The following is a 20491-nucleotide window of genomic DNA, read 5'->3' on the forward strand; positions in this document are numbered from 1 at the left end:
AATTTAATTCCGCATCTTGACGGCAGGGTTATTTTGAAGCACGTGGCTTGTCAACGACTCCGCGCAAGAAGCAGATCAGGGATGAAGCGTACAGGAAAGAAGACAGCGACCGATCGGAATTTCGTCGTCGCGCTTTCCCGCGGACTAGACGTATTGCGCGCATTCCAGCCCAGCGACGGACTTCTTGGCAATCAGGAAATCGCAGCCCGCACCAATCTGCCCAAGCCGACGGTTTCGCGGCTGACCTATACCTTGACCAAGCTCGGTTATCTGACGCCGGTTCCCCGCTTCGAGAAATATCAGCTTGCGCCGGCCGCGATGGCGCTCGGCTACGCCGCGTTATCCAATCTCGGCGTTCGGCATTTGTCCGAACCGTTCCGCGAGGAAATGATGCGCGCGACCGGCGGAGCCGTTGCCGTCGGCGGCCGCGACCGTCACAGCATGATCTATTTCGGGCAAAGCCGCGGCAGCGAGACGGTCGGCGTTCAACTTGACGTCGGCTCCCGCGTGCCGATTGCAACCAGCGCGATGGGCCGCGCCTATTTCTGGGCGCTCGAGGAGAACGATCGGGCGGAACTGTCTCGTGTCTTGCGCGAACATTACGGCAGCCGCTGGCCCAAGATGCGCGACGGGCTGGAACGCTCCGGCGAGACGGTCGCGAAATACGGATTTGCGATTTCGGTCGGCGATTGGCACGACGACATCGGCGCCGCCGGCGTCGCGCTCAGGCTCAACGACGGAACCGGTCCTTACGCATTCAATTGCGGCGCGCCGGCATTCCGCTTCACGGAAGAGCGTTTGATCAACGACATTGGACCGCGTCTGCTTGCGATGGTAAGGAACATCGAAGCGGCACTTGGGGGTCTGATGCCGCATTCCAAAAAAGACGTCAGCAAAAAGCTGAAATCAGGAGGGAAAGTTGCGCGTGTGGCCGAGGGGATCAGATAGCCTTTGTTGTCATCGAGAGCGGTTCACATCGCTCCTTCGCTCACCCAACAGAGTGGGCGAGACGAGATGACGCAGGCACAGCTCGCGCAGGGGACATCGCCCCTGCTCGCGGTTCGCGACGTCAGCGTCGTGTTCGGCGGCATCGTCGCGCTCAACGGCGTGTCCTTTGACATGCACAAGGGCCAGATCCTCGGCTTGATCGGCCCTAACGGCGCCGGCAAGACCACGCTCTTCAACTGCCTCTCGCGGCTGTACCAGCCGTCGTCCGGCGACATCCTGATGGAGGGCGCGAGCATCCTGACGCGCCCGCCGCACCGGATCGCGGAGATCGGCATCGGCCGCACCTTCCAGAACGTGGCGCTGTTTCCGAATTTGTCGGTAATGGACAATGTCCGCGTCGGCACCCATGCCCGCACCTCCAGCGACATCATCAGCGACTCGCTACGGCTGGCCTGGGTTCGCCGCAGCGAGAGCGACGTCAACAAGAAGGTGCATGAGATCCTCGCCTATCTCGATCTCGAGGACGTCGCCCACACCGTCGTGTCGGGCCTGCCGTTCGGCACGCAGAAGCGCGTCGAGCTGGCGCGCGCGCTCGCTGCCGATCCGAAGATCCTGCTGCTCGACGAGCCCGCCGGCGGCCTCAATCACGAGGAAGTCTACGTGCTCGGCGACCTCATCCGCCGCATCCGCGACGAACGCCACATGACCGTGCTGCTGGTCGAGCATCACATGGGCCTCGTGATGTCGATCGCCGACCACGTCGTCGCGCTGAATTTCGGCAAGAAGCTCGCGGAAGGCACGCCGGCCCAGGTGCAGGCGGATCCCGACGTCATCAAGGCCTATCTCGGGAGCAAGGACCAATGACGACGCTGCTCAACGTCAAGGACCTGCGCGCCTATTACGGCCAGGTCCAGGCGCTCCACGGCCTGTCCTTCTCGCTCAGCGAGGGATCGCTGACCACGCTGCTCGGGGCCAACGGCGCCGGCAAGACCACCACGCTGCGCGCGATCTGCAACATGGTGCGCTCGACCGGCGGCATCGAGTTCGACGGCAAGCCGTTGAACAACCGCTCCACCGAAAGCATCGTGCGGTTCGGCATCGCCCATGTGCCGCAGGGCCGCGGCACCTTCACCACCATGACGGTGGAGGAAAACCTCCAGCTCGGCGCCATCACCCGCAAGGACAGCGCCGGCATCGTCTCCGACATCGAGCGCATGTATGCGCATTTCCCGGTTCTCAAGCAGCGGCATACCCAGCAGGCCGGCACGCTCTCGGGCGGCGAGCAGCAGATGCTCGCGGTCGCCCGCGCCCTGATGCTGCGGCCGCGGCTGATGCTGCTGGACGAGCCTTCGTTCGGCCTGGCGCCGCTGGTGGTGCGCGACCTGTTCGGCATCCTCGGCAAGATCAATCGCGAGGACAAGGTGTCGATCCTGGTGGTCGAGCAGAACGCCCAGCTCGCGCTCGAGCTCGCCGACCAGGCCTATGTGATCGAGACCGGGCGCATCGTGATGTCGGGCAACGCCAAGGACATCGCGAACAACGAAGAAATCCGCAAATCCTACCTGGGTTACTGAGGAGCCGGCACGATGGAGCTGTTCACCAACCAAGTGCTGGCCGGCATCGCCACGGGCGCGATCTACGCCTGCATGGCGCTCGCCGTGGTCATGATCTACCAGGCGATCGACCATCTCAACTTCGCGCAGGGCGAGATGGCGATGTTCTCGACCTTCATCTCCTGGCAGCTGATGCAATGGGGCATTCCCTATTGGGCCGCCTTCGTGATCACGCTGGCATTATCCTTCGTCGGCGGCATCGCGATCGAGCGCATCCTGTTCAAGCCGCTCGCCAAGGCGCCGGTGCTGACCAACGTCGCCGGCTTCATCGCGCTGTTCGCGATCATCAACTCCTCCGCCGGCCTGATCTGGGACTTCACCATCAAGCAGTATCCGACTCCCTTCGGCTCCTCGCCGTTCCTCGGCAGCCAGCTGATTTCGACCCACCAGGCCGGCATGATCGGCGTGACGGTGCTGCTGCTGCTCGGCCTCTACTTCTTCTTCCAGTACACCAAGATCGGCCTCGCCATGCGCGCGGCCGCCTCGGTGCCTGAATCGGCCCGGCTGGTCGGCATCAACACCAGCTGGATGATCGCGCTCGGCTGGGGCATGGCGTCCGCGATCGGTGCGATCGCCGGCATGCTGATCGCACCGGTCGTGTTCCTCGAGCCCAACATGATGGGCGGCGTGCTGATCTACGGCTTCGCCGCGGCGGTGCTCGGCGGACTGACCAGCCCGTTCGGCGCCGTGGTCGGCGGCTTCCTGGTCGGTGTCTTCGAGAACCTCGCCGGCACCTACATCCCGGGCGTTGGCAACGAACTCAAACTTCCGATCGCGCTCGCGCTGATCATTTCCGTCCTGGTCGTCAAACCCGCTGGCCTGTTCGGCCGGCAAATCGTCAAGCGAGTTTGATCATGAGCGCTGCAGAAGACGTCGTCACGGAAGCCCCGGCCGTCGAGGCGGTTCCGAAGCGGGCGATGACGCTGGGCACGGGCACCTCCCTGTTGGTGCTGGCGGTGCTGTTGGTCGTGCCGGTGTTCGTCAAGAACTTCATCATCTTCCAGATGACAATGCTCCTGATCTACGGGCTCGCGGTGCTGGCCTTGAACATCCTGACGGGCGGCTCCGGCCAGTTTTCGCTCGGCCAGAGCGCCTTCTACGCCGTGGGCGCTTATACGTCGGCGGTGCTGATGGAGTACTTCAACGTCAACTATGCGCTGACCATTCCGATTTCCGCCACGGTCTGCTTCGGATTCGGCTACCTGTTCGGCAAGCCGGCGCTGCGGCTGTCGGGCGTCTATCTCGCGCTCGCGACCTTTGCGCTTGCCACCGCGATGCCGCAGCTCTTGAAGCTGAACTTCCTCGAGCACTGGACGGGCGGCGTGCAGGGCCTCGTCGTCACCAAGCCCGACGCGCCGTTCGGGCTGCCGATGTCGCAGGACACGTGGCTCTACTACTTCTCGCTCGCCGTCGTGCTCGCGATCTACATCTTCTCGGTCAACCTGCTGCGCTCCCGCTCGGGCCGCGCCTTCATGGCGATCCGCGACAACGAGATCGCGGCCTCCTCGATGGGCGTCAACGTCGCACTGTACAAGACGCTGGCCTTCGGCGTGTCCGCCGGCATCACCGGCGTTGCCGGCTCGCTTGGCGCCATCGCGGTGCAGTTCGTCGCGCCCGACAGCTACACGATCACGCTGGCGATCTCGCTGTTCCTCGGCATGGTCGTCGGTGGCGTCGGCTGGCTGCCCGGCTCGTTCGTCGGCGCAGCCTTCATCATCTTCGTGCCGAACATGGCGGAGGGCATTTCCAAGGGCCTCTCCGGCGCCGTATTCGGCGTACTCCTGTTCGCCGTCATCTACCTCGTGCCACACGGCGCGAGGCAGATCGCGATCATGGGCCAGCAACTCGTCGGCCGGCTCAGAAAGAACTGACAATCCGTTGATTAAGCCAAGGAGACCCGAATTGTTTTTTGAAAGAACACTGCGAACCGCTGCGCTGGTGACGGCAACGGCGGTCATCACTCTCACTTCCGGCGCCGCATTCGCCCAGAAAAAATACGACACCGGTGCGTCCGATACCGAGATCAAGATCGGCAACATCATGCCGTACAGCGGTCCGGCGTCGGCCTATGGCATCATCGGCAAGACCGAAGAAGCCTATTTCAAGATGATCAACGACAAGGGCGGCATCAACGGCCGCAAGATCAACTTCGTCACCTATGACGACGGCTATTCGCCGCCGAAGGCCGTCGAGCAGGTCCGCAAGCTGGTCGAGAGCGACGAAGTGATCGTCGTGTTCAACCCGCTCGGCACGCCCTCGAACAGCGCGATCCAGAAGTATTTGAACGCCAAGAAGATCCCGCAGCTGTTCGTCGCCACCGGCGCCACCAAGTGGAACGACCCGAAGAACTTCCCCTGGACCATGGGCTGGCAGCCCTCGTACCAGAGCGAAGCGCAGATCTACGCGAAATGGCTGTTGAAGGAGAAGCCGGACGCCAAGATCGCGATCCTCTATCAGAACGACGATTTCGGCAAAGACTACCTCAAGGGCACCAAGGACGGCCTGGGCGCCAAGGGCGCGTCCATGATCATCATGGAAGAGAGCTACGAGGTATCGGAGCCCTCGATCGACGGTCACATCGTCAAGATCAAGGCGGCCAATCCCGACGTCCTGCTGATCTACGCAACGCCGAAGTTCGCGGCCCAGACCATCAAGAAGACCGCCGAGCTGAGCTGGAAGCCGCTGCAGATCCTCACCAACGTGTCGATCTCGGTCGGTAGCGTGATGAAGCCGGCCGGCTTCGAGGCTGCGCAGGGCGTGCTGTCGGCGGCCTATGCCAAGGACTCCACGGACCCGCAGTGGGCCAACGACCCCGGCATGAAGAAGTGGAACGAGTTCGTCGACAAGTACATGCCGGGCGCCGACAAGTCCGACACCAGCATGGTCTATGGCTACGGCGCGGCGTCGACGCTGGCCAAGGTCCTGGAGATGTGCGGCGACGATTTGACCCGGGCCAACATCATGAAGCAGGCGGCCTCGTTGAAGGATTTTGCACCGGACACCCTGCTGCCCGGCGTCAAGATCAACACCGGCGCCACCGACTTCGCCCCGATCGCACAGCTCCAGATGCAGCGCTTCAAGGGCGAGAAGTGGGAACTCTTCGGCGAGATCATCAGCGGCGACATCGCCACGGAGTGACGCTCTGACGCAATAGTCCGATACATCGAGAAGCCCCCGCGAACGATCGCGGGGGCTTTTTGTTGACGTCCCGCATCAATCTTGTTCAATGCGGCGGCGATCCGTTCCGGGTGGAGAAAGATGACTGCCGTTCGATTTCAGGTTGCGGGCGTTCTGGCCGCATTCGCGTTGTGCACTGCGATGAGTGGCCCGGCCCTGGCGCAGAAGAAATACGACAGCGGCGCTTCCGATACCGAGATCAAGATCGGCAACATCATGCCCTATAGCGGCCCGGCCTCCGCCTATGCGGCGATCGGCAAGGCCGAGGAAGCCTATTTCAACAAGATCAATGCCGAGGGCGGCATCGGCGGCCGCAAGATCAAGTTCATCTCCTACGACGACGGCTATTCGCCGCCGAAGACGGTGGAGCAGGCCCGCAAGCTGGTCGAGAGCGACGGGGTGCTGCTGATCTTCGGTTCGCTCGGCACCTCCACCAACGGCGCCATCCGCAAATACATGAACGAGAAGAAGGTGCCGCAATTATTCGTGGCGAGCGGCGCTTCGAAGTGGAACGATCCGAAGCAATATCCCTGGACCATGGGCTGGCAGCCGAGCTACGCCAGCGAGGCGCGCATCTACGCCAAGTACATCATGAAGGAGAAGCCGGACGGCAAGATCGGCGTGCTCTATCAGAACGACGATTTCGGCAAGGACTATCTGAAAGGGCTGAAGGAAGGCCTCGGCCCCAAGGCCTCGATGATCGTGCTGGAAGACGGTTACGACACGTCGGAGCCGGCAATCGACGAGCACGTCGTGAAATTGAAGGCCTCCGGCGCCGACATCTTCGTCAGCATCACCACGCCGAAATTTGCAGCGCAAGCGATCAAGAAAGCGGCCGAGATCGGCTGGCATCCGGTCCACATCATCTCCAACGTCTCGGCCTCGGTCGGCGGCGTGCTCGAGCCGGCGGGGCTCGAGATCTCGCAAGGGATCCTGTCGGCGAGCTACACCAAGGACGGCTCCGACCCGCAATGGAATGCCGATGACGGCATGAAGAAGTTCTACAACTTCCTCGCCAAATACGATCCCAAGGCCAACAAGCTCGATGCCGGCGTGGTGTTCGGCTACGCCGCAGCCCAAACCATGGTGAAGGTGCTGCAAATGTGCGGCGACGATCTCACCCGCGAGAACGTCATGAAGCAGGCCGCTTCCTTGAAGGATTTCGAGCCCGACACCCTGTTGCCCGGCATCAAGATCAACACCGCAGCCGATAATTTCGCCCCGATCGAGCAGCTCCAGATGATGCGGTTCAAGGGCCGGAAATGGGAGCTGTTCGGCGACGTCATCTCGAGCGAGCTCGGCCACTGAAGCCGCGCAACTCAAACTCGCTCCAGATCGGTTCGTCAACTCAGACGGATACACCTTCTCGCAGTCGCACACGCGCGCACGCCCGTCCCTGACTACTAAAGAAGCAGCCCCAGCCCCCCCGCCGCGGGGGCTTTCTGTTGAAGGCATCAAGTAAATCGTATTGAATTGCGGCTGCGTCACCAAAAACAGGCAACACAAGAAAAGGGACGCGCACACACCAAGAAAATAGGGAGATAGGAATGCCCGCTGTCACCGGCAAACTTGCGGCCGCGTCACTCGCGCTCGCGCTCATTGCGGCCTCGGCCTCCACTGCATCGGCTCAGAAGAAATACGATACCGGCGCGACCGATACCGAGATCAAGATCGGCAACATCATGCCCTACAGCGGACCGGCCTCCGCCTACGGCATCATCGGACGGACGGAAGCGGCCTATTTCAAGAAGATCAACGACGAAGGCGGCATCAACGGCCGCAAGATCAACTTCATCTCGTACGATGACGCCTACTCGCCGCCGAAGACGGTGGAGCAGGCGCGCAAGCTGGTCGAGAGCGACGAAGTCCTCCTGATCTTCAACTCACTCGGCACACCGCCGAACTCGGCGATCCACAAATACATGAACTCGAAAAAGGTGCCGCAGCTCCTGGTCGCGACCGGCGCCACCAAGTGGAACGATCCGCAGAACTTCCCCTGGACCATGGGCTGGCAGCCAAATTACCAGAGCGAAACGCAGATCTACGCGAAGTGGCTGCTCAAGAACAAGCCGGATGCCAAGATCGCCGTGCTGTTCCAGAACGACGATTACGGCAAGGATTATCTCAAGGGCCTGAAGGACGGCCTCGGCGCCAAGGCCGCGTCGATGATCGTCATGGAAGAGAGCTATGAGACGTCCGAGCCGACCATCGACAACCACATCGTCAAGCTGAAGTCGACCGGCGCCGACGTCTTCATGAACATCACGACGCCCAAATTCGCAGCGCAGGCGATCAAGAAGGTGGCCGAGATCGGCTGGAAGCCGCTGCACTTCCTCAACAACGTCTCGGCGTCCGTCGGCAGCGTTCTCAAGCCCGCCGGCTTCGAGAACTCGCAGGACATCATCTCCGCCGACTACCTGAAGGACATCTCGGACTCGCAGTGGAACAGCGATCCCGGCATGAAGGACTTCGTCGCGTTCATGAACAAGTACTTTCCGGACGGCGACAAGCTCGACCACGGCACCATCGTCGGCTACGGCGTGGCGCAGACCCTGGTCCAGATCCTCAAGCAGTGCGGCGACGATCTCACGCGCGCGAACGTCATGAAGCAGGCCGCCAGCCTGAAGAACTTCCGCACCGAGGTGCTGCTGCCGGGCGTGCAGATCAACACGTCGCCGACCGACTTCGCGCCGATCAGCCAGCTCCAGCTCGAGAAGTTCAAGGGCGACAAGTGGGAGCTGTTCGGCGACGTGATCAGCGCCGACGTCGGCGGCTAACTGATACCAACGACGGTGAAAACCCCCTGCGAACCATCGCAGGGGGTTTTTGCTTGCGCGTCGATTATGATCACGCGATTGCACAATCGAATGATGGCAAAGCCGGCTTACGCTTTGGCCCATGATGAGGTAGGCAGGTGAGCGGCGCGCTTTGCCGCCAGTCTTTCCTGTCCGCTCAAGGCCTTTCGTCATGACCGATCGACGCCCCCTGCTCCGCGCGCTCTACGACGCCGCCGTTGCCGCCGCTCATCCGAGCACGATTCTGGCGCCGCACCTGCGGCCCGCGCCGAGGGGGCGCGTGATCTGCCTCGCCGCCGGCAAGGGCGCGGCCGCGATGGCTGCCGCCGCCGAGCGGCATTATCTCGACACGCTCGGGCTCGCACCGGAACGCCTGGTCGGCATCGCCACCACGCGTCACGGCTACGGCGTACCGACCCGCCGCATCCGCGTGGTCGAGGCCGGTCATCCCGTGCCTGACGAAGCCGGCCTGAAGGGCGCGGCCGATACGCTCGCGCTCGCAGCCGAGGCCGGGCCGGACGATCTGCTTCTGGTGCTGCTCACCGGCGGCGGCTCGGCGAACTGGATCGCGCCCGTCAACGGCATCAGCTTCGCGCAGAAGCAGGCGGTCAACAAGGCGCTGCTCCGCTCCGGCGCGCCGATCGGCGAGATGAATGTCGTGCGCAAGCATCTGTCGCGGATCAAGGGCGGCCGGCTGGCGCGCGCGGGCAAAAATGCCGCCGAGATCGTGACGCTTGCGATCTCCGACGTGCCGCATGACGATCCCTCCGCGATCGCCTCCGGTCCGACCGTGCCCGATCCGACCACGCTCAATGATGCGCGCGCCATCGTCGCCAGGTACAAGCTCGACATCGATGATGCCGTCCGCCGTGCGCTGGACGACCCCGCCAACGAGAGCTGCAAGCCCGGTGACGCCGCATTCGCGCGCGCGCATTTCGAATTGATCGCGCGTCCGAAGCAATCGCTCGACGCTGCGGTGAAACTCGCGCAGGAGGCCGGTTACGAGACGATCGATCTCGGCGCCGATCTCGAAGGCGAGGCCCGCGACGTTGCCGCCGATCACGCCAGGCTGGCACTTCAGGCCCGCGCGCAGGGCAAGCGCGTCGCGATCCTCTCCGGCGGCGAGCTCACGGTCACCGTGCGCGGCAATGGCCGCGGCGGCCCGAACCAGGAATACGCGCTGGCGCTCGCCGGCCTCTTGAAGGACACGCCTGACATCTCCGCGCTCGCCGGCGACACCGACGGCGCCGATGGCGGTGCCGGCCATCCCACCGACCCCGCCGGCGCGCTGATCGACGCGGCGACGTTCGCAAAGATGGCGGCGCAGGGGCTGCAGCCGCAGGCCTATCTCGACAACAACGACGCGACGACGTTCTTCGAGACGACGGGCGACCTGTTGCTGCCGGGGCCCACGCTGACCAATGTCAACGATATCAGGGTGATCCTGGTCGACTGACCCCGCGGCATCGCTATCCCGCCGGCTCCGCGTGTTCGGCGCGACGGCATGGTTAACGATCTCTTAATTCTAGTCGGCATCCTCTTTTCCAGGGGCCGGGCGTCGCCGCCCTTAACCTCGCGTTCGCCGCAGTTTCAGGAACATGTCCCGAAATTGGGCGAATTGTTGGGCTCATTCACCACCGCCTGCTCTAATCGCGTCGTCCCGGGGGAAGGCGCATGACGCAGAGTGATGAGGAGGTCGCAAGCATTGATCCGCTCGTGCTCGGCGAGCTGCTCAAGTGCGCCGCCAATAATCTGTGGCTCGGGATCATCCTGTTCGGCAGCGACCGCAGGGTCATTTTCTGCAATCCCCGCTACCGCGAGATGTACGCGCTCTCGCCCGAACAGGTGCACCCGGGCACGCCGATCAAGGACCTGATCCAGCATCGGCTCGAACTGGGCCTGAACATCGGCGGAGAAGCCGGCGCCTATGTCCTCGCCCGCACGGAGGGCTCGGTCGTCAGCGAGCAGACGGTCCAGCAGTTCGCCGACGGGCGAATCATCGCCTACACCATCCATCCCCTGCCCGACGGCGGCGGCATGGCGACGCACGAGGACATTACAGAGCGCGAAGAACTCAGTGCGCGGCTACAGGAACGCAATTTTCAGTTCGACATCGCGATCAACAACATGTCGCAGGGACTTTGCTTCTTCAGCGCCGACCATCGGCTGCTGGTCTGCAACACGCACTATATCGAAATGTACGGCCTGCCGCCCGACCGCGTTCGTCCGGGCACGCCACTCCAGGAGATCCTCGACCTGCGCTTCGAAGCCGGCAGCGTGCCGGCGATGACGCGGGAGGAATACGCCACATGGCGGACCGATGTCGCCGCGTCGGCCGAGGCCATGGACAGCATCGTCGAGATGCGGAACGGGCGAACCTTCAAGATCAGGCACCGACCGATGCCCGATCTCGGATGGGTCGCGACCCACGAAGACATCACCGAGCAGCGCAAGGCGGAATTGCAGATCGCGCATATGGCGCACCACGACGCGCTGACGGACCTCGCCAATCGCGCCGTGCTCGGTCAGCGCCTCAAGCAGGCGCTCGAACAGGGCGGGACGTTCGCGATCCACCACATCGATCTCGACAAGTTCAAGGCTGTCAACGACACCCTGGGCCACCAGGCCGGCGACATCCTGCTGCAGGATGTCAGCCGCCGCCTCAAGCAGCTCGCGCGCGACAGCGATACCGTCGCGCGCATGGGTGGCGATGAATTCGTCATCCTCCAGACGCCGATTTCCGATTCGAGCGAAGCGGACACGCTGGCGCGTGACGCTGTCAGCACGCTGAGTGCCCCGTTCGGGCTCGATGGACACCAGGCTATTGTGGGCGCGAGCATCGGGATCGCTATTGCGCCCGGCGACGGCTCGACGCCCGAGCGACTCCTGCACAATGCCGATCTGGCCCTGTATCGCGCAAAAAGCGACGGCCGCGGCATGCACTGCTTCTTCGAACCGGCCATGGGCGAAGAGGCACAAAGCCGTCGCGCGCTGGAGCAGGACCTGCACAACGGCCTTGCCGCCGGCGAGTTCGAACTGCACTACCAGCCGGTCGTGAAGACCGACGGCGGCGAGATCAGCGGCTTCGAAGCCTTGATCCGTTGGCGACATCCAGGGCGCGGACTGGTCGCGCCGAACAGCTTTATCCCGCTTGCGGAAGAGATCGGCCTGATCGTGCCGATCGGTGAGTGGGTGATCCGGCAGGCCTGTGCCACTGCAAGCCGGTGGCCGGACCATCTGCACGTCGCCGTCAATATCTCGGCGGTGCAATTCCGCCAACCGGGCCTGACGGAGGTGATCGTCGGCGCGCTGGCAGCCTCCGGCCTCGATCCGCGGCGGCTGGAGATCGAGATCACGGAGAGCGTTCTGCTGCAGGACAGGAACGGGACGCTGGCGACGCTGCACCAGCTCCGCGCGCTGGGCATCAAGGTCGCCATGGACGATTTCGGCACCGGCTATTCGTCACTGACCTATCTGCAATGCTTCCCCTTCGACAAGATCAAAATCGACCGGTCCTTCGTCAGCGGCGTGGAAAACAATGCGGCCTCCCTCAGCATCGTACGAGCGGTGGCGGCACTGGCGCGCGGGATGGGCATGACGACGACGGCGGAGGGCGTGGAGACCGAGGAGCAACGGGACCGGATCGCAGCGGAGGGCTGCACGGAAATGCAGGGCTATCTGTTCAGCCCGCCGTTGCCCGCCGCTGAAATCGAGCGGCGTTTCCTGTCCGCGGAAGCACCTGCCATGCCCGACCGGTTCGCTGCGGCATAACCGCCAGCCCGCCCGGGATTCCGGGTTTAATGCCCGGTCGCCGGGGCAATCAACCGTCAAAACTCGTTGGCGATCTTCGAGAGCATCCCGAGCAGGGCTTCGCGGTTGGACGGCCCGAGCACCTCGTTCAGCCGCGCCTCGTGCTTGGTGGCGACGAGCTTCTTGGCGCGGGCCAGCACGGCCTTGCCCTTGTCGGTCAGCACCAGGATGTGCGAGCGGCGGTCGTTGGTGGAGCGGATCCGCGCACAGAGATCGCGGCTCTCGAGATTGTCGAGCATCGCCACGAAATTCGGGCGCAGGATGCCGAGCGTGGAGGCGATCTCGGTCTGGTTACGGCAGGGGTTTTTCTCGACCAGCAGCAGCACGGAGAACTGCGCCGGCGTGAGCTGGAGCGAGGCCATGCAGCGCAGGAAGTTCTCGAACACCTTGAGCTGTGCCCGCTTCAGGACATAGCCGAGCTGCTCCGAGAGCTCGCCGAGCTGGAGGGCTTCGCCGGGCCCTTCGGCCGCGTCCTTGCGGCCCTTGGCTGTGTCGGCGGGTTTTTCAGAGGACTTTTCAGCGCTTTTGGAAACGGTCATCGCCTCATGCTCGCAATCCCGTTAAGTTCGGGAGGATCGTTCGCCACCCTTGATGTTATATTTGATAATTGTTATGGACCATATCAAATATCGTCAGCGCTGTTCAATGGCTGTGAGCGGACCGTCCACCACAATCAGGGGACCGGTCCTGAATCTTTGAGGGGGAGCGTCCGGTCTTGAATACCACCATCATGCTGTTCCTGCTGCAGGACGGCATCACCAATGGCGCGATTTATGCGCTGCTCGGCCTGGCGCTGGTGCTGGTGTTCGCCGTCACCCGCGTCATCCTCATTCCCCAAGGCGAATTCGTCACTTATGGCGCGCTGACCTATGCCTCGCTGGCTGCGGGCCAGATGCCGGGTACGGCGAAACTCGCGCTTGCCCTGGGCCTCGGCGCTTTCGCGTTCGACCTGTTCGCCGCGCGCAAGGCGTTGCACGGACGGCTGGTGCTGCGCAGCGTCCTCACCAATATCGTGCTACCGGCCATCGTGCTGGCGCTGACTGTCTACTACGCCGCCCAGAAACCGCCGGTTGCGGTGTGCATCGCGCTGTCGCTGGTGATCGTGGCGATGATCGGTCTGTTTCTCTACCGCATCGCATTCCAGCCGCTGGCGCACACGTCGGTGCTGGTGCTGCTGATCGCCTCGGTGGGCGTCCACCTCGCGCTTCAGGGCTTGGGCCTTTTGTTCTTCGGCGCCGAAGGCCAGCGCGGACCTGCCGTGCTGTCGGGATCTTTCACCGCCGGCGCGCTGCGCTTCACCGGCCAGAGCATCACGGTCTACGGCATTACCATCGCCTTCATCGTCGGGCTGTGGCTGTTCTTCGGGCTGACACTTTACGGCAAGGCGCTGCGCGCGACCGCCGTGAACCGGCTCGGTGCCCGGCTCGTCGGCATCCGCACCACGCTGTCCGGGCAGATCGCCTTCCTGCTGGCGTCCGTCATCGGTGCACTGTCGGGCATCATGATCGTGCCGATCACGACGCTCTATTACGACTCGGGCTTCCTGATCGGCCTGAAGGGCTTTGTGGCCGCGATCATCGGCGGGCTTGTCAGCTATCCCCTCACCGCGGTCGCGGCGCTGGTCGTCGGCATCGTCGAGGCGTTCTCGTCCTTCTATGCCTCCAACTACAAGGAGGTGATCGTTTTCATGCTCTTGATTCCCGTGCTGCTGCTGCGCTCGCTCGCGGCGCCTGCGGTCGAGGAAGAGAAGGACTGACGCCAAGATGCAGAGCCGGCTCCCCATCCTCATCTTCGCAGCTGTCATGGCGGCGATCCCGTTTGTTCCGGGCATGCCCCCGTTCTGGATCGTGCTGCTCGACAATGTCGGCCTCACCGCCCTGGTCGCGATGGGCCTCGTGCTGCTCACCGGCGTCGGCGGCCTGACCTCGTTCGGACAAGCGGCCTTCGTCGGCTTCGGCGCGTACACGACTGCGGTGCTGTCGACGACCTACGGCATGTCGCCCTGGCTGACGCTGCCGCTGTCGCTGCTGGTCAGCGGATTGCTGGCGGTGCTGCTCGGCCTCGTCACGGTCCGTCTCTCCGGCCATTATCTGCCGCTCGGCACGCTCGCCTGGGGACTCGGCTTGTTCTATCTCTTCAGCAAGCTGGAGTTTTTGGGACGGAACGACGGCATTTCGGCGATCCCGCCGCTGTCGATCGGCTCGTTCAAAATGCTTTCGCCCGGTTCGATCTACTACGCGATCTGGGTTGCCGTGATCCTCTCGGCGTTGCTCACGATGAACCTGCTGGACTCCCGCACCGGCCGCGCCATCCGCGCGCTCCGGCGCGGCCATGTCGCGGCCGAGGCGTTCGGCGTGCACACGCCGCGGGCCAAGATGCTGGTGTTCATCCATGCCGCCGTGCTCGCCGGCCTCTCCGGCTGGCTCTACGCCCATCTTCAACGCGCGGTGAATCCGACGCCGTTCGGCGCACAGGCGGGCATCGAGTATCTCTTCATCGCCGTGGTCGGCGGCGCCGGCTATGTCTGGGGCGGCGTCCTCGGTGCGGCGCTCGTCGTGGTCCTGAAGGAAGTGCTGCAGAGTTACCTGCCGCTGATCCTGCCCGGCTCCGGCCAGGTCGAGACCATCGTGTTCGGCATCATGCTGGTGGCGCTGCTCCAGCTCGCACCCGGCGGCGTCTGGCCCTGGCTGATGTCGTTCCTGCCCCAGCGTACCAGTGGCAAGAAGCCGGACACTTCGCTGAAACTGGAGCAGCGCACCCGCTCGCCTGGCCAATCCAGCGTCCTGCTTCAGGTCGAGAAGGCGCGGAAGCAATTCGGCGGCGTGGTCGCGGTGAACAATGTCTCCTTCGACGTTCAGGCTCGCGAGATCGTCGCGCTGATCGGCCCCAACGGCGCAGGCAAGAGCACCACCTTCAACCTGATCACCGGCGTGCTGTCGGCCAGCTCGGGCTCGATCTCCGTGCTCGGCAACAAGGTGGACAGGGCGCCGCCGCAGGAGATCGTCAAGCTCGGCATCTCCCGCACCTTCCAGCACGTCAAGCTGGTGCCTGATATGACCGTGCTGGAGAATGTCGCGATCGGCGCGCATCTGCGCGGCCATTCGGGACCGATCTCCTCGATGCTGCGGCTCGACCGCGCTGATGAGGCAAAGCTGCTCGCCGAAGCCGCCCGCCAGATCGAGCGCGTCGGACTGGGCGAGCAGATGCATCAGCTCGCAGGCTCGCTGTCGCTGGGACAGCAACGGATCGTCGAGATCGCCCGTGCGTTGTGCGTCGATCCGATGCTGCTGCTGCTCGACGAGCCGGCCGCCGGCCTGCGCCACATGGAGAAGCAGCAGCTCGCGAGCCTGCTGCGGGAGCTGCGCGACGGCGGCATGAGCGTCTTGCTCGTCGAGCACGACATGGGCTTCGTCATGAACCTCGCCGACCGCATCGTGGTGCTCGATTTCGGCACCAAGATCGCGGAAGGAACGCCGGCCACGATCAAGACCAATCCCGAAGTGATCAAGGCCTATCTCGGAGTGGCGGCATGAGCGCGCTGTTGTCCGTCACTGATGCCCATGTCGCCTATGGCAAGGTCGAGGCCGTGCGCTCGGTCTCGCTCGAAGTCGGCCAGAACCAGATCGTCACCATCGTCGGCGCCAACGGCGCCGGCAAGACCACGCTGCTCTCCGCCATCATGGGCATCTTGCCGCTGAAGGGGCGCGTTTCATTCGCAGGTCAGGATCTGTCGCGGCTCGACATCGAGGACCGCGTCGCCATGGGACTTGGCCTCGTTCCCGAGCACCGCGAATTGTTCGTGACCATGAATGTCGAGGACAATCTCGAGCTAGGGGCCTTCCGCATCGAGAGAAGCAAGGCGAAAGCCTCGATGGAGCGGGTCTACACGCTGTTTCCGCGGCTCAAGGAGCGGCGCAAGCAGCTCGCCGGCACGCTCTCCGGCGGCGAGCAGCAGATGCTCGCAATGGGCCGCGCGCTGATGGGCGAGCCCAAGCTCCTGATGCTGGACGAGCCGAGCCTTGGCCTCGCCCCGATCATCGTCGCCGACATTTTCCGCATCGTCACCGAACTGCGTGCCGCCGGCGTCTCCGTGCTGCTGGTTGAGCAGAACGCGCAGGCCGCGCTCAAGATCGCGGATCAGGCCTATGTCATGGAGCTCGGCGAGTTCGTGCTCAGCGGCAAGGCCAGCGACATCGCGGCAAACGAGCGCGTCGCCGCCAGCTATCTCGGCTTCCAGCACGAAGGCGCGACTGTGTTGTAAGCGCGCCGTGAACTCCTCTTCCCTTCTCCCCTTGCGGGAGAAGGTGGCGCGAAGCGCCGGATGAGGGGTATCCATCCAAACGGAAAGCGCTTCATTCGCGGAGAGAGACCCCTCACCCGTCTCGTCGCTCCGCGACGAGCCACCCTCTCCCGCAAGGGGAGAGGGGGCACCGCGCAAGCCGCTCTAGCTTTCGTTGGCAGGTAAGCTCAACTCGCCCCCTTCAGCGCCGCCACCTCTGCTTCCAGCTCCGCTATTTTCGCATCCCTTGCCGCCAGCGCCGCTGCCACATCGGTCGCGTCGAACTTCTGGGGGATGTGCTGCGGGCAGTTCGTGTCCCACGCTTCGATCTTGAACAGGATCACCTGCTCCGGCCGGGCGCGATAGCCTTTCGGCATCAGCGATGTCGTCAGCGCCTCGTCGTCCTCGACCACCCGTGCTTCGCCCCAGATCTTCACCCGGCGGCGATGGGCGTAGTCCATCACGAAGATGTAGGCCTTGGGATTTTCGGACAGGTTTCCCTGCGTGATGTATTGCCGATTGCCGGCGTAGTCAGTGAAAGCCAGCGTCTGCTTGTCCAGCACCTTCAAGAAGCCCTTCGGGCCGCCGCGATGCTGGATGTAGGGCTGGCCGTCGGCCGAGGCGGTCGCAAGATAAAAGCTGTTGGCGTCGGCCAGGAACGCCGCGAGGTTCTCATCAACCTCGGTGCGCCAGCCGCGCTGCTCGGCATGGGCATAGCCTTCGCGTGATCCCTTTCGAGTCTGGATCGACTTCACCGCCGGCGTGAATGCCACGTCGCTGGCGTAGGCGTGAATTGCCGTCATCGGACCATCTCCTGAAATCCCGGCGCGTCCTTGCGTCTTCGCCATGTAAGGTGGACCTTCCGCCGGCTAAAACAATCAGCCGGCTTGACACTTCATCATTGCGTTATATGCAATAATGCCATGGACCGCCTCGAAGCCATGCATGTTTTCGTCACCGTCGCCGATTTGCGCGGCTTCGCGCCGGCGGCACGAAAGCTGCGGCTGTCGCCCTCCGCGGTGACGCGGCTGATCGCGGCGCTGGAGGAGCATCTCGGCGCGCGGCTGTTGCAGCGGACCACCCGCCAAGTGACCCTGACCGACGTCGGCACGCGCTATCTCGAGCGCGCGCGTCGCATCCTCGCCGATGTCGAGGAAGCCGACGGCTCGGCACGGGAGGAGCGCAACCGGCCGAGCGGGCGGCTGGTGGTGTCGGCGCCGGTCGGCTTCGGCCGGCTCCATGTCGGGCCTGTCATGACCGCCTACCTCAAGCGCTATCCCGAGGTCGCCTGCGAATTGCGTCTGTCGGACAACCTCGTCAATCTCGTGGAAGATGCCGTCGACGTCGCGGTGCGGATCGGCCATCTCGCCGACTCCTCGCTCGTCGCGCGCCAGGTCGGCGAGATGCGGCGGATCGTGGTGGCGACGCCGGGCTATCTGAAGCGCCATGGCGAGCCGAAGACGCCGGAGGCACTGCTTACGCATGAGACCATCGCCTTCGGTCCATCCGCGAACTGGCGCTTCGTGCAGGACGGCCGCGACATCGAGGTGGCGCCGAATCCACGCTTCGCCAGCAACAGCGCCGACGCCGCCCTGCAATATGCCGAGGCCGGCGGCGGCGTGACCCGGGTGCTGGCCTATCAGGCCGCCGAAGGCTTGCGGCGCGGGCGGCTCAAGATCGTATTGGCGAACTACGAGCAGCCGGCGCTGCCGATCCACATCGTCTACCCGACCTCGCGCCTGCTCTCCGCCAAGGTGCGCGCCTTCGTCGATCTCGTGGTGGAGACCGCGGAGTGGAGATTCGGGTGACGTCTTCACCCCTTTTTCGGCACGACGCGAAAGGTGCCGCTGGCGCGCGCGATCACGGCGCCGTCGGCCTTGGCGAGGCACTGCGCGAAACAGATCGTGCTGCCGGTCTTGATCGCCTCGCCCTCGACCGCGAGCCATTGGCCGATCTCGCCGGCGCCGACATAGTCGACCGACAGCGAGATCGTGACCAACGAGGTGGTCCAGCCCGTCGCCTGCGCGCAGCTGTAGCCCATGGCGGCATCGGCCAGCGCTGCGATCAGGCCGCCATGGATCAGCCCGCGTGCGTTGGTGTGCGGTGTTGCCAGCCGCAATCCCACGGTGACGCCGTTGTCGGTCTTCCTGGAGTAAAGCGGCTCCCAGGGATCAGTGAGCGGGGCTTTGCGGAAGTGCGGCTCGAAGCCGGCCGGAATGTCGGTGCTGGTCATGTCTGTCTCGCGCTGGTGGCTGCCGCCATTAGAAGCGGCGGACGTGACGGATGCATCACCTACAAAGTTTTAAACGACATTTGCGCGGGCGTTTGAAAGGGGTGGCGCCGACGCGAGCACTCGTAGGGTGGGCAAAGGTGCGCAGCGCCGTGCCCACCATCTCGCGCGAGGACAACGCTGGTGGGCACGCTTCGCCGCGCGCCGGCGCCGATCTGGTCGAGCGGCGCGACGGTCCCCTCCTCCAGCAGCCCGGCACGGATGCGGCCGAGCACATGGTCCGGGCTCTGCCGCTCCAGAATGACATTGTCGATGCCGTAACCGTGCAGCAGTTGCCCAAGCAACAATCCAGCCGGCCCTGCCCCGATGATTGCGACTTTTGTCCGCAATACTTGCTCCTCCCGATCCTGTAGGCTTTCGGTTGGGCAAAAGGGAGTGCGCGGCGGCACGCCGCGCCAGTTCCGGCTTGAACGCGCCGGCCAATTAGATAACATGTTAATTAACGAGACCGGGCCATCGAAGCCCGCCGTCAAAAGAGGGAGAGACACGTGATGAGGAAAGCCTGTCTGGCGTTGCTGCTGGCAGCAAGCGTGAGCCCTGCGCTCGCGCAGGACAAGACCTTCGATTTGAAGATCTCGCACTGGGTGCCGGCCTCGCATCCGCTGCAGAAATCGCTGGAGGACTGGGCTGCCGCGGTCGAGAAGGATTCCGGCGGCACCATCAAGGGCAAGGTGTTTCCGGCCCAGCAGATGGGCAAGGCCTTCGACCATTACGACATGGCGCGCGACGGCATCGCCGACGTCACCTATGTCAACCCCGGCTACCAGCCCGGGCGCTTCCCGATCATCGGCGCCGGCGAATTGCCGTTCCTGATCTCGGATGCCAAGGGCGGCTCGATGGGGCTCGACGCCTGGTACCGCAAATACGCCGAGAAGGAGATGAAGGACGTCAAATACTGCCTCGCCTTCGTCCACTCGCCCTCCTCCTTCCACTCCAAGACCAAGAAGATCGTGATGCCGGAGGACGTGAAGGGCCTGAAGATCCGTCCCGCCCACGCCACCATGGCGAACTTCGTCACCTCGCTCGGCGGCACCAATGTGCAGTCCTCCGCGCCCGAAGTGCGCGACATCATCGAGCGCGGCGTCGCCGACGGCGTCACCTTCCCCTGGGGCTCCCTCGTGCTGTTCGGCATCGACAAGGTGACAAAGTACGACATGGAGGCGCCGCTCTACACCACGACCTTCGTGTTCGTCATGAACAAGGACAAGTACAATGCGATGTCCGACAAGCAGAAGGCCGCGATCGACAAGAATTGCACGGTCGAAATGGCAGGCGTGGTCGGCGAGCACTGGGGCAAGTTCGAGGATGCCGGCATCGACAAGGTCAAGGCGGAGTCCAGTCACGAGGTCTACAAGTTGACGCCCGAGCAGACCGCCGCCTGGAAGAAAGCCGCCGAGCCGCTGGTGAAGACCTGGTCCGACGGCGCAAAGAAGGCGGGCGCGGATCCGGATGCGGCGCTTAGCGAGCTGAAGGCCTCGCTGAAGAAGTACAACGCGCTGGCGGAGTGACGCGATGGCGGGCTCTTCTTCCCCCTCTCCCCGTTCTTACGGGGAGAGGGTTGGGGTGAGGGCCGGTTCCG

18 protein-coding genes and 1 pseudogene are annotated in these 20491 nt (G+C 63.9%); 15 read left to right on the forward strand and 4 right to left on the reverse strand.

Features of this window, described 5'->3' with window-relative positions; genetic code table 11:
* Positions 1-81: 81 nt before the first annotated feature.
* The 10 genes from ACVIN2_RS16590 (at position 82) to ACVIN2_RS16635 (ending at position 12304) form a co-directional block, all read left to right on the forward strand.
* Positions 82-948, forward strand: a complete 867-nt coding sequence (locus tag ACVIN2_RS16590; RefSeq protein WP_007599713.1) for an IclR family transcriptional regulator — start codon at positions 82-84, stop codon at positions 946-948.
* 66 nt (positions 949-1014) lie between these two features.
* On the forward strand, positions 1015-1812 hold the full coding sequence (locus tag ACVIN2_RS16595; RefSeq protein WP_007599710.1) for an ABC transporter ATP-binding protein: 798 nt from the start codon (positions 1015-1017) through the stop codon (positions 1810-1812).
* On the forward strand, positions 1809-2522 hold the full coding sequence (locus tag ACVIN2_RS16600; protein WP_007599709.1) for an ABC transporter ATP-binding protein: 714 nt from the start codon (positions 1809-1811) through the stop codon (positions 2520-2522). The genes ACVIN2_RS16595 and ACVIN2_RS16600 overlap by 4 nt, the downstream gene beginning before the upstream one ends.
* A 12-nt stretch (positions 2523-2534) precedes the next feature.
* Entirely contained in the window at positions 2535-3413 is an 879-nt protein-coding gene (locus ACVIN2_RS16605; RefSeq protein WP_007599708.1) for a branched-chain amino acid ABC transporter permease, read from the forward strand.
* 2 nt (positions 3414-3415) lie between these two features.
* Positions 3416-4432, forward strand: a complete 1017-nt coding sequence (locus tag ACVIN2_RS16610; protein WP_456766354.1) for a branched-chain amino acid ABC transporter permease — start codon at positions 3416-3418, stop codon at positions 4430-4432.
* A gap of 31 nt (positions 4433-4463) precedes the next feature.
* Entirely contained in the window at positions 4464-5699 is a 1236-nt protein-coding gene (locus ACVIN2_RS16615) for an ABC transporter substrate-binding protein (RefSeq protein WP_456766355.1), read from the forward strand.
* Positions 5700-5819: 120 nt separating this feature from the next.
* Positions 5820-7046, forward strand: coding sequence for an ABC transporter substrate-binding protein (locus ACVIN2_RS16620; RefSeq protein WP_456766356.1), 1227 nt, complete (start codon positions 5820-5822; stop codon positions 7044-7046).
* A 239-nt stretch (positions 7047-7285) separates the two neighbouring features.
* Positions 7286-8515, forward strand: coding sequence for an ABC transporter substrate-binding protein (locus ACVIN2_RS16625; RefSeq protein WP_456766357.1), 1230 nt, complete (start codon positions 7286-7288; stop codon positions 8513-8515).
* Between the two features lie 190 nt (positions 8516-8705).
* A complete protein-coding gene (locus ACVIN2_RS16630; RefSeq protein ID WP_456766358.1) occupies positions 8706-9989 on the forward strand; it encodes a glycerate kinase type-2 family protein in 1284 nt (427 codons plus the stop codon).
* Between the two features lie 218 nt (positions 9990-10207).
* Positions 10208-12304, forward strand: a complete 2097-nt coding sequence (locus ACVIN2_RS16635) for a putative bifunctional diguanylate cyclase/phosphodiesterase (protein ID WP_456766359.1) — start codon at positions 10208-10210, stop codon at positions 12302-12304.
* A gap of 56 nt (positions 12305-12360) precedes the next feature.
* Here ACVIN2_RS16635 and ACVIN2_RS16640 read toward each other — a convergent pair whose 3' ends face one another.
* Entirely contained in the window at positions 12361-12882 is a 522-nt protein-coding gene (locus ACVIN2_RS16640; protein WP_456766360.1) for a MarR family winged helix-turn-helix transcriptional regulator, read from the reverse strand.
* Positions 12883-13058: 176 nt separating this feature from the next.
* Here ACVIN2_RS16640 and ACVIN2_RS16645 point away from each other — a divergent pair, with 176 nt between their 5' ends.
* Genes ACVIN2_RS16645 through ACVIN2_RS16655 form a run of 3 tightly spaced genes read left to right on the forward strand, consistent with a single transcriptional unit; the run spans position 13059 to position 16604 of the window.
* The gene (locus ACVIN2_RS16645) at positions 13059-14099 is read left to right on the forward strand and encodes a branched-chain amino acid ABC transporter permease (RefSeq protein ID WP_456766361.1); all 1041 of its coding nucleotides are present in this window, start codon (positions 13059-13061) and stop codon (positions 14097-14099) included.
* 7 nt (positions 14100-14106) lie between these two features.
* A complete protein-coding gene (locus ACVIN2_RS16650) occupies positions 14107-15876 on the forward strand; it encodes a branched-chain amino acid ABC transporter ATP-binding protein/permease (RefSeq protein WP_456766362.1) in 1770 nt (589 codons plus the stop codon).
* Complete coding sequence (locus tag ACVIN2_RS16655) at positions 15873-16604, forward strand: ABC transporter ATP-binding protein (RefSeq protein ID WP_456766363.1); 732 nt, start codon at positions 15873-15875, stop codon at positions 16602-16604. The genes ACVIN2_RS16650 and ACVIN2_RS16655 overlap by 4 nt, the downstream gene beginning before the upstream one ends.
* A gap of 206 nt (positions 16605-16810) precedes the next feature.
* Here ACVIN2_RS16655 and ACVIN2_RS16660 read toward each other — a convergent pair whose 3' ends face one another.
* Positions 16811-17425, reverse strand: a complete 615-nt coding sequence (locus ACVIN2_RS16660; RefSeq protein ID WP_456766364.1) for a pyridoxamine 5'-phosphate oxidase family protein — start codon at positions 17423-17425, stop codon at positions 16811-16813.
* Positions 17426-17545: 120 nt separating this feature from the next.
* Here ACVIN2_RS16660 and ACVIN2_RS16665 point away from each other — a divergent pair, with 120 nt between their 5' ends.
* On the forward strand, positions 17546-18430 hold the full coding sequence (locus ACVIN2_RS16665; protein WP_456766365.1) for a LysR family transcriptional regulator: 885 nt from the start codon (positions 17546-17548) through the stop codon (positions 18428-18430).
* 5 nt (positions 18431-18435) lie between these two features.
* On the opposite strand, the gene ACVIN2_RS16670 is transcribed toward ACVIN2_RS16665, so the two are convergent.
* Positions 18436-18855, reverse strand: coding sequence for a PaaI family thioesterase (locus ACVIN2_RS16670; RefSeq protein WP_007599679.1), 420 nt, complete (start codon positions 18853-18855; stop codon positions 18436-18438).
* Between the two features lie 194 nt (positions 18856-19049).
* Positions 19050-19241, reverse strand: a pseudogene (locus ACVIN2_RS16675) (FAD-dependent monooxygenase); the annotation flags it as partial.
* 162 nt (positions 19242-19403) lie between these two features.
* On the opposite strand from ACVIN2_RS16675, the gene ACVIN2_RS16680 reads away from it, so the two are divergent.
* The gene (locus tag ACVIN2_RS16680; RefSeq protein WP_456766366.1) at positions 19404-20420 is read left to right on the forward strand and encodes a TRAP transporter substrate-binding protein; all 1017 of its coding nucleotides are present in this window, start codon (positions 19404-19406) and stop codon (positions 20418-20420) included.
* Positions 20421-20491 lie beyond the last annotated feature (71 nt).

The sequence above is a fragment of the Bradyrhizobium sp. USDA 3650 genome, assembly GCF_054057395.1.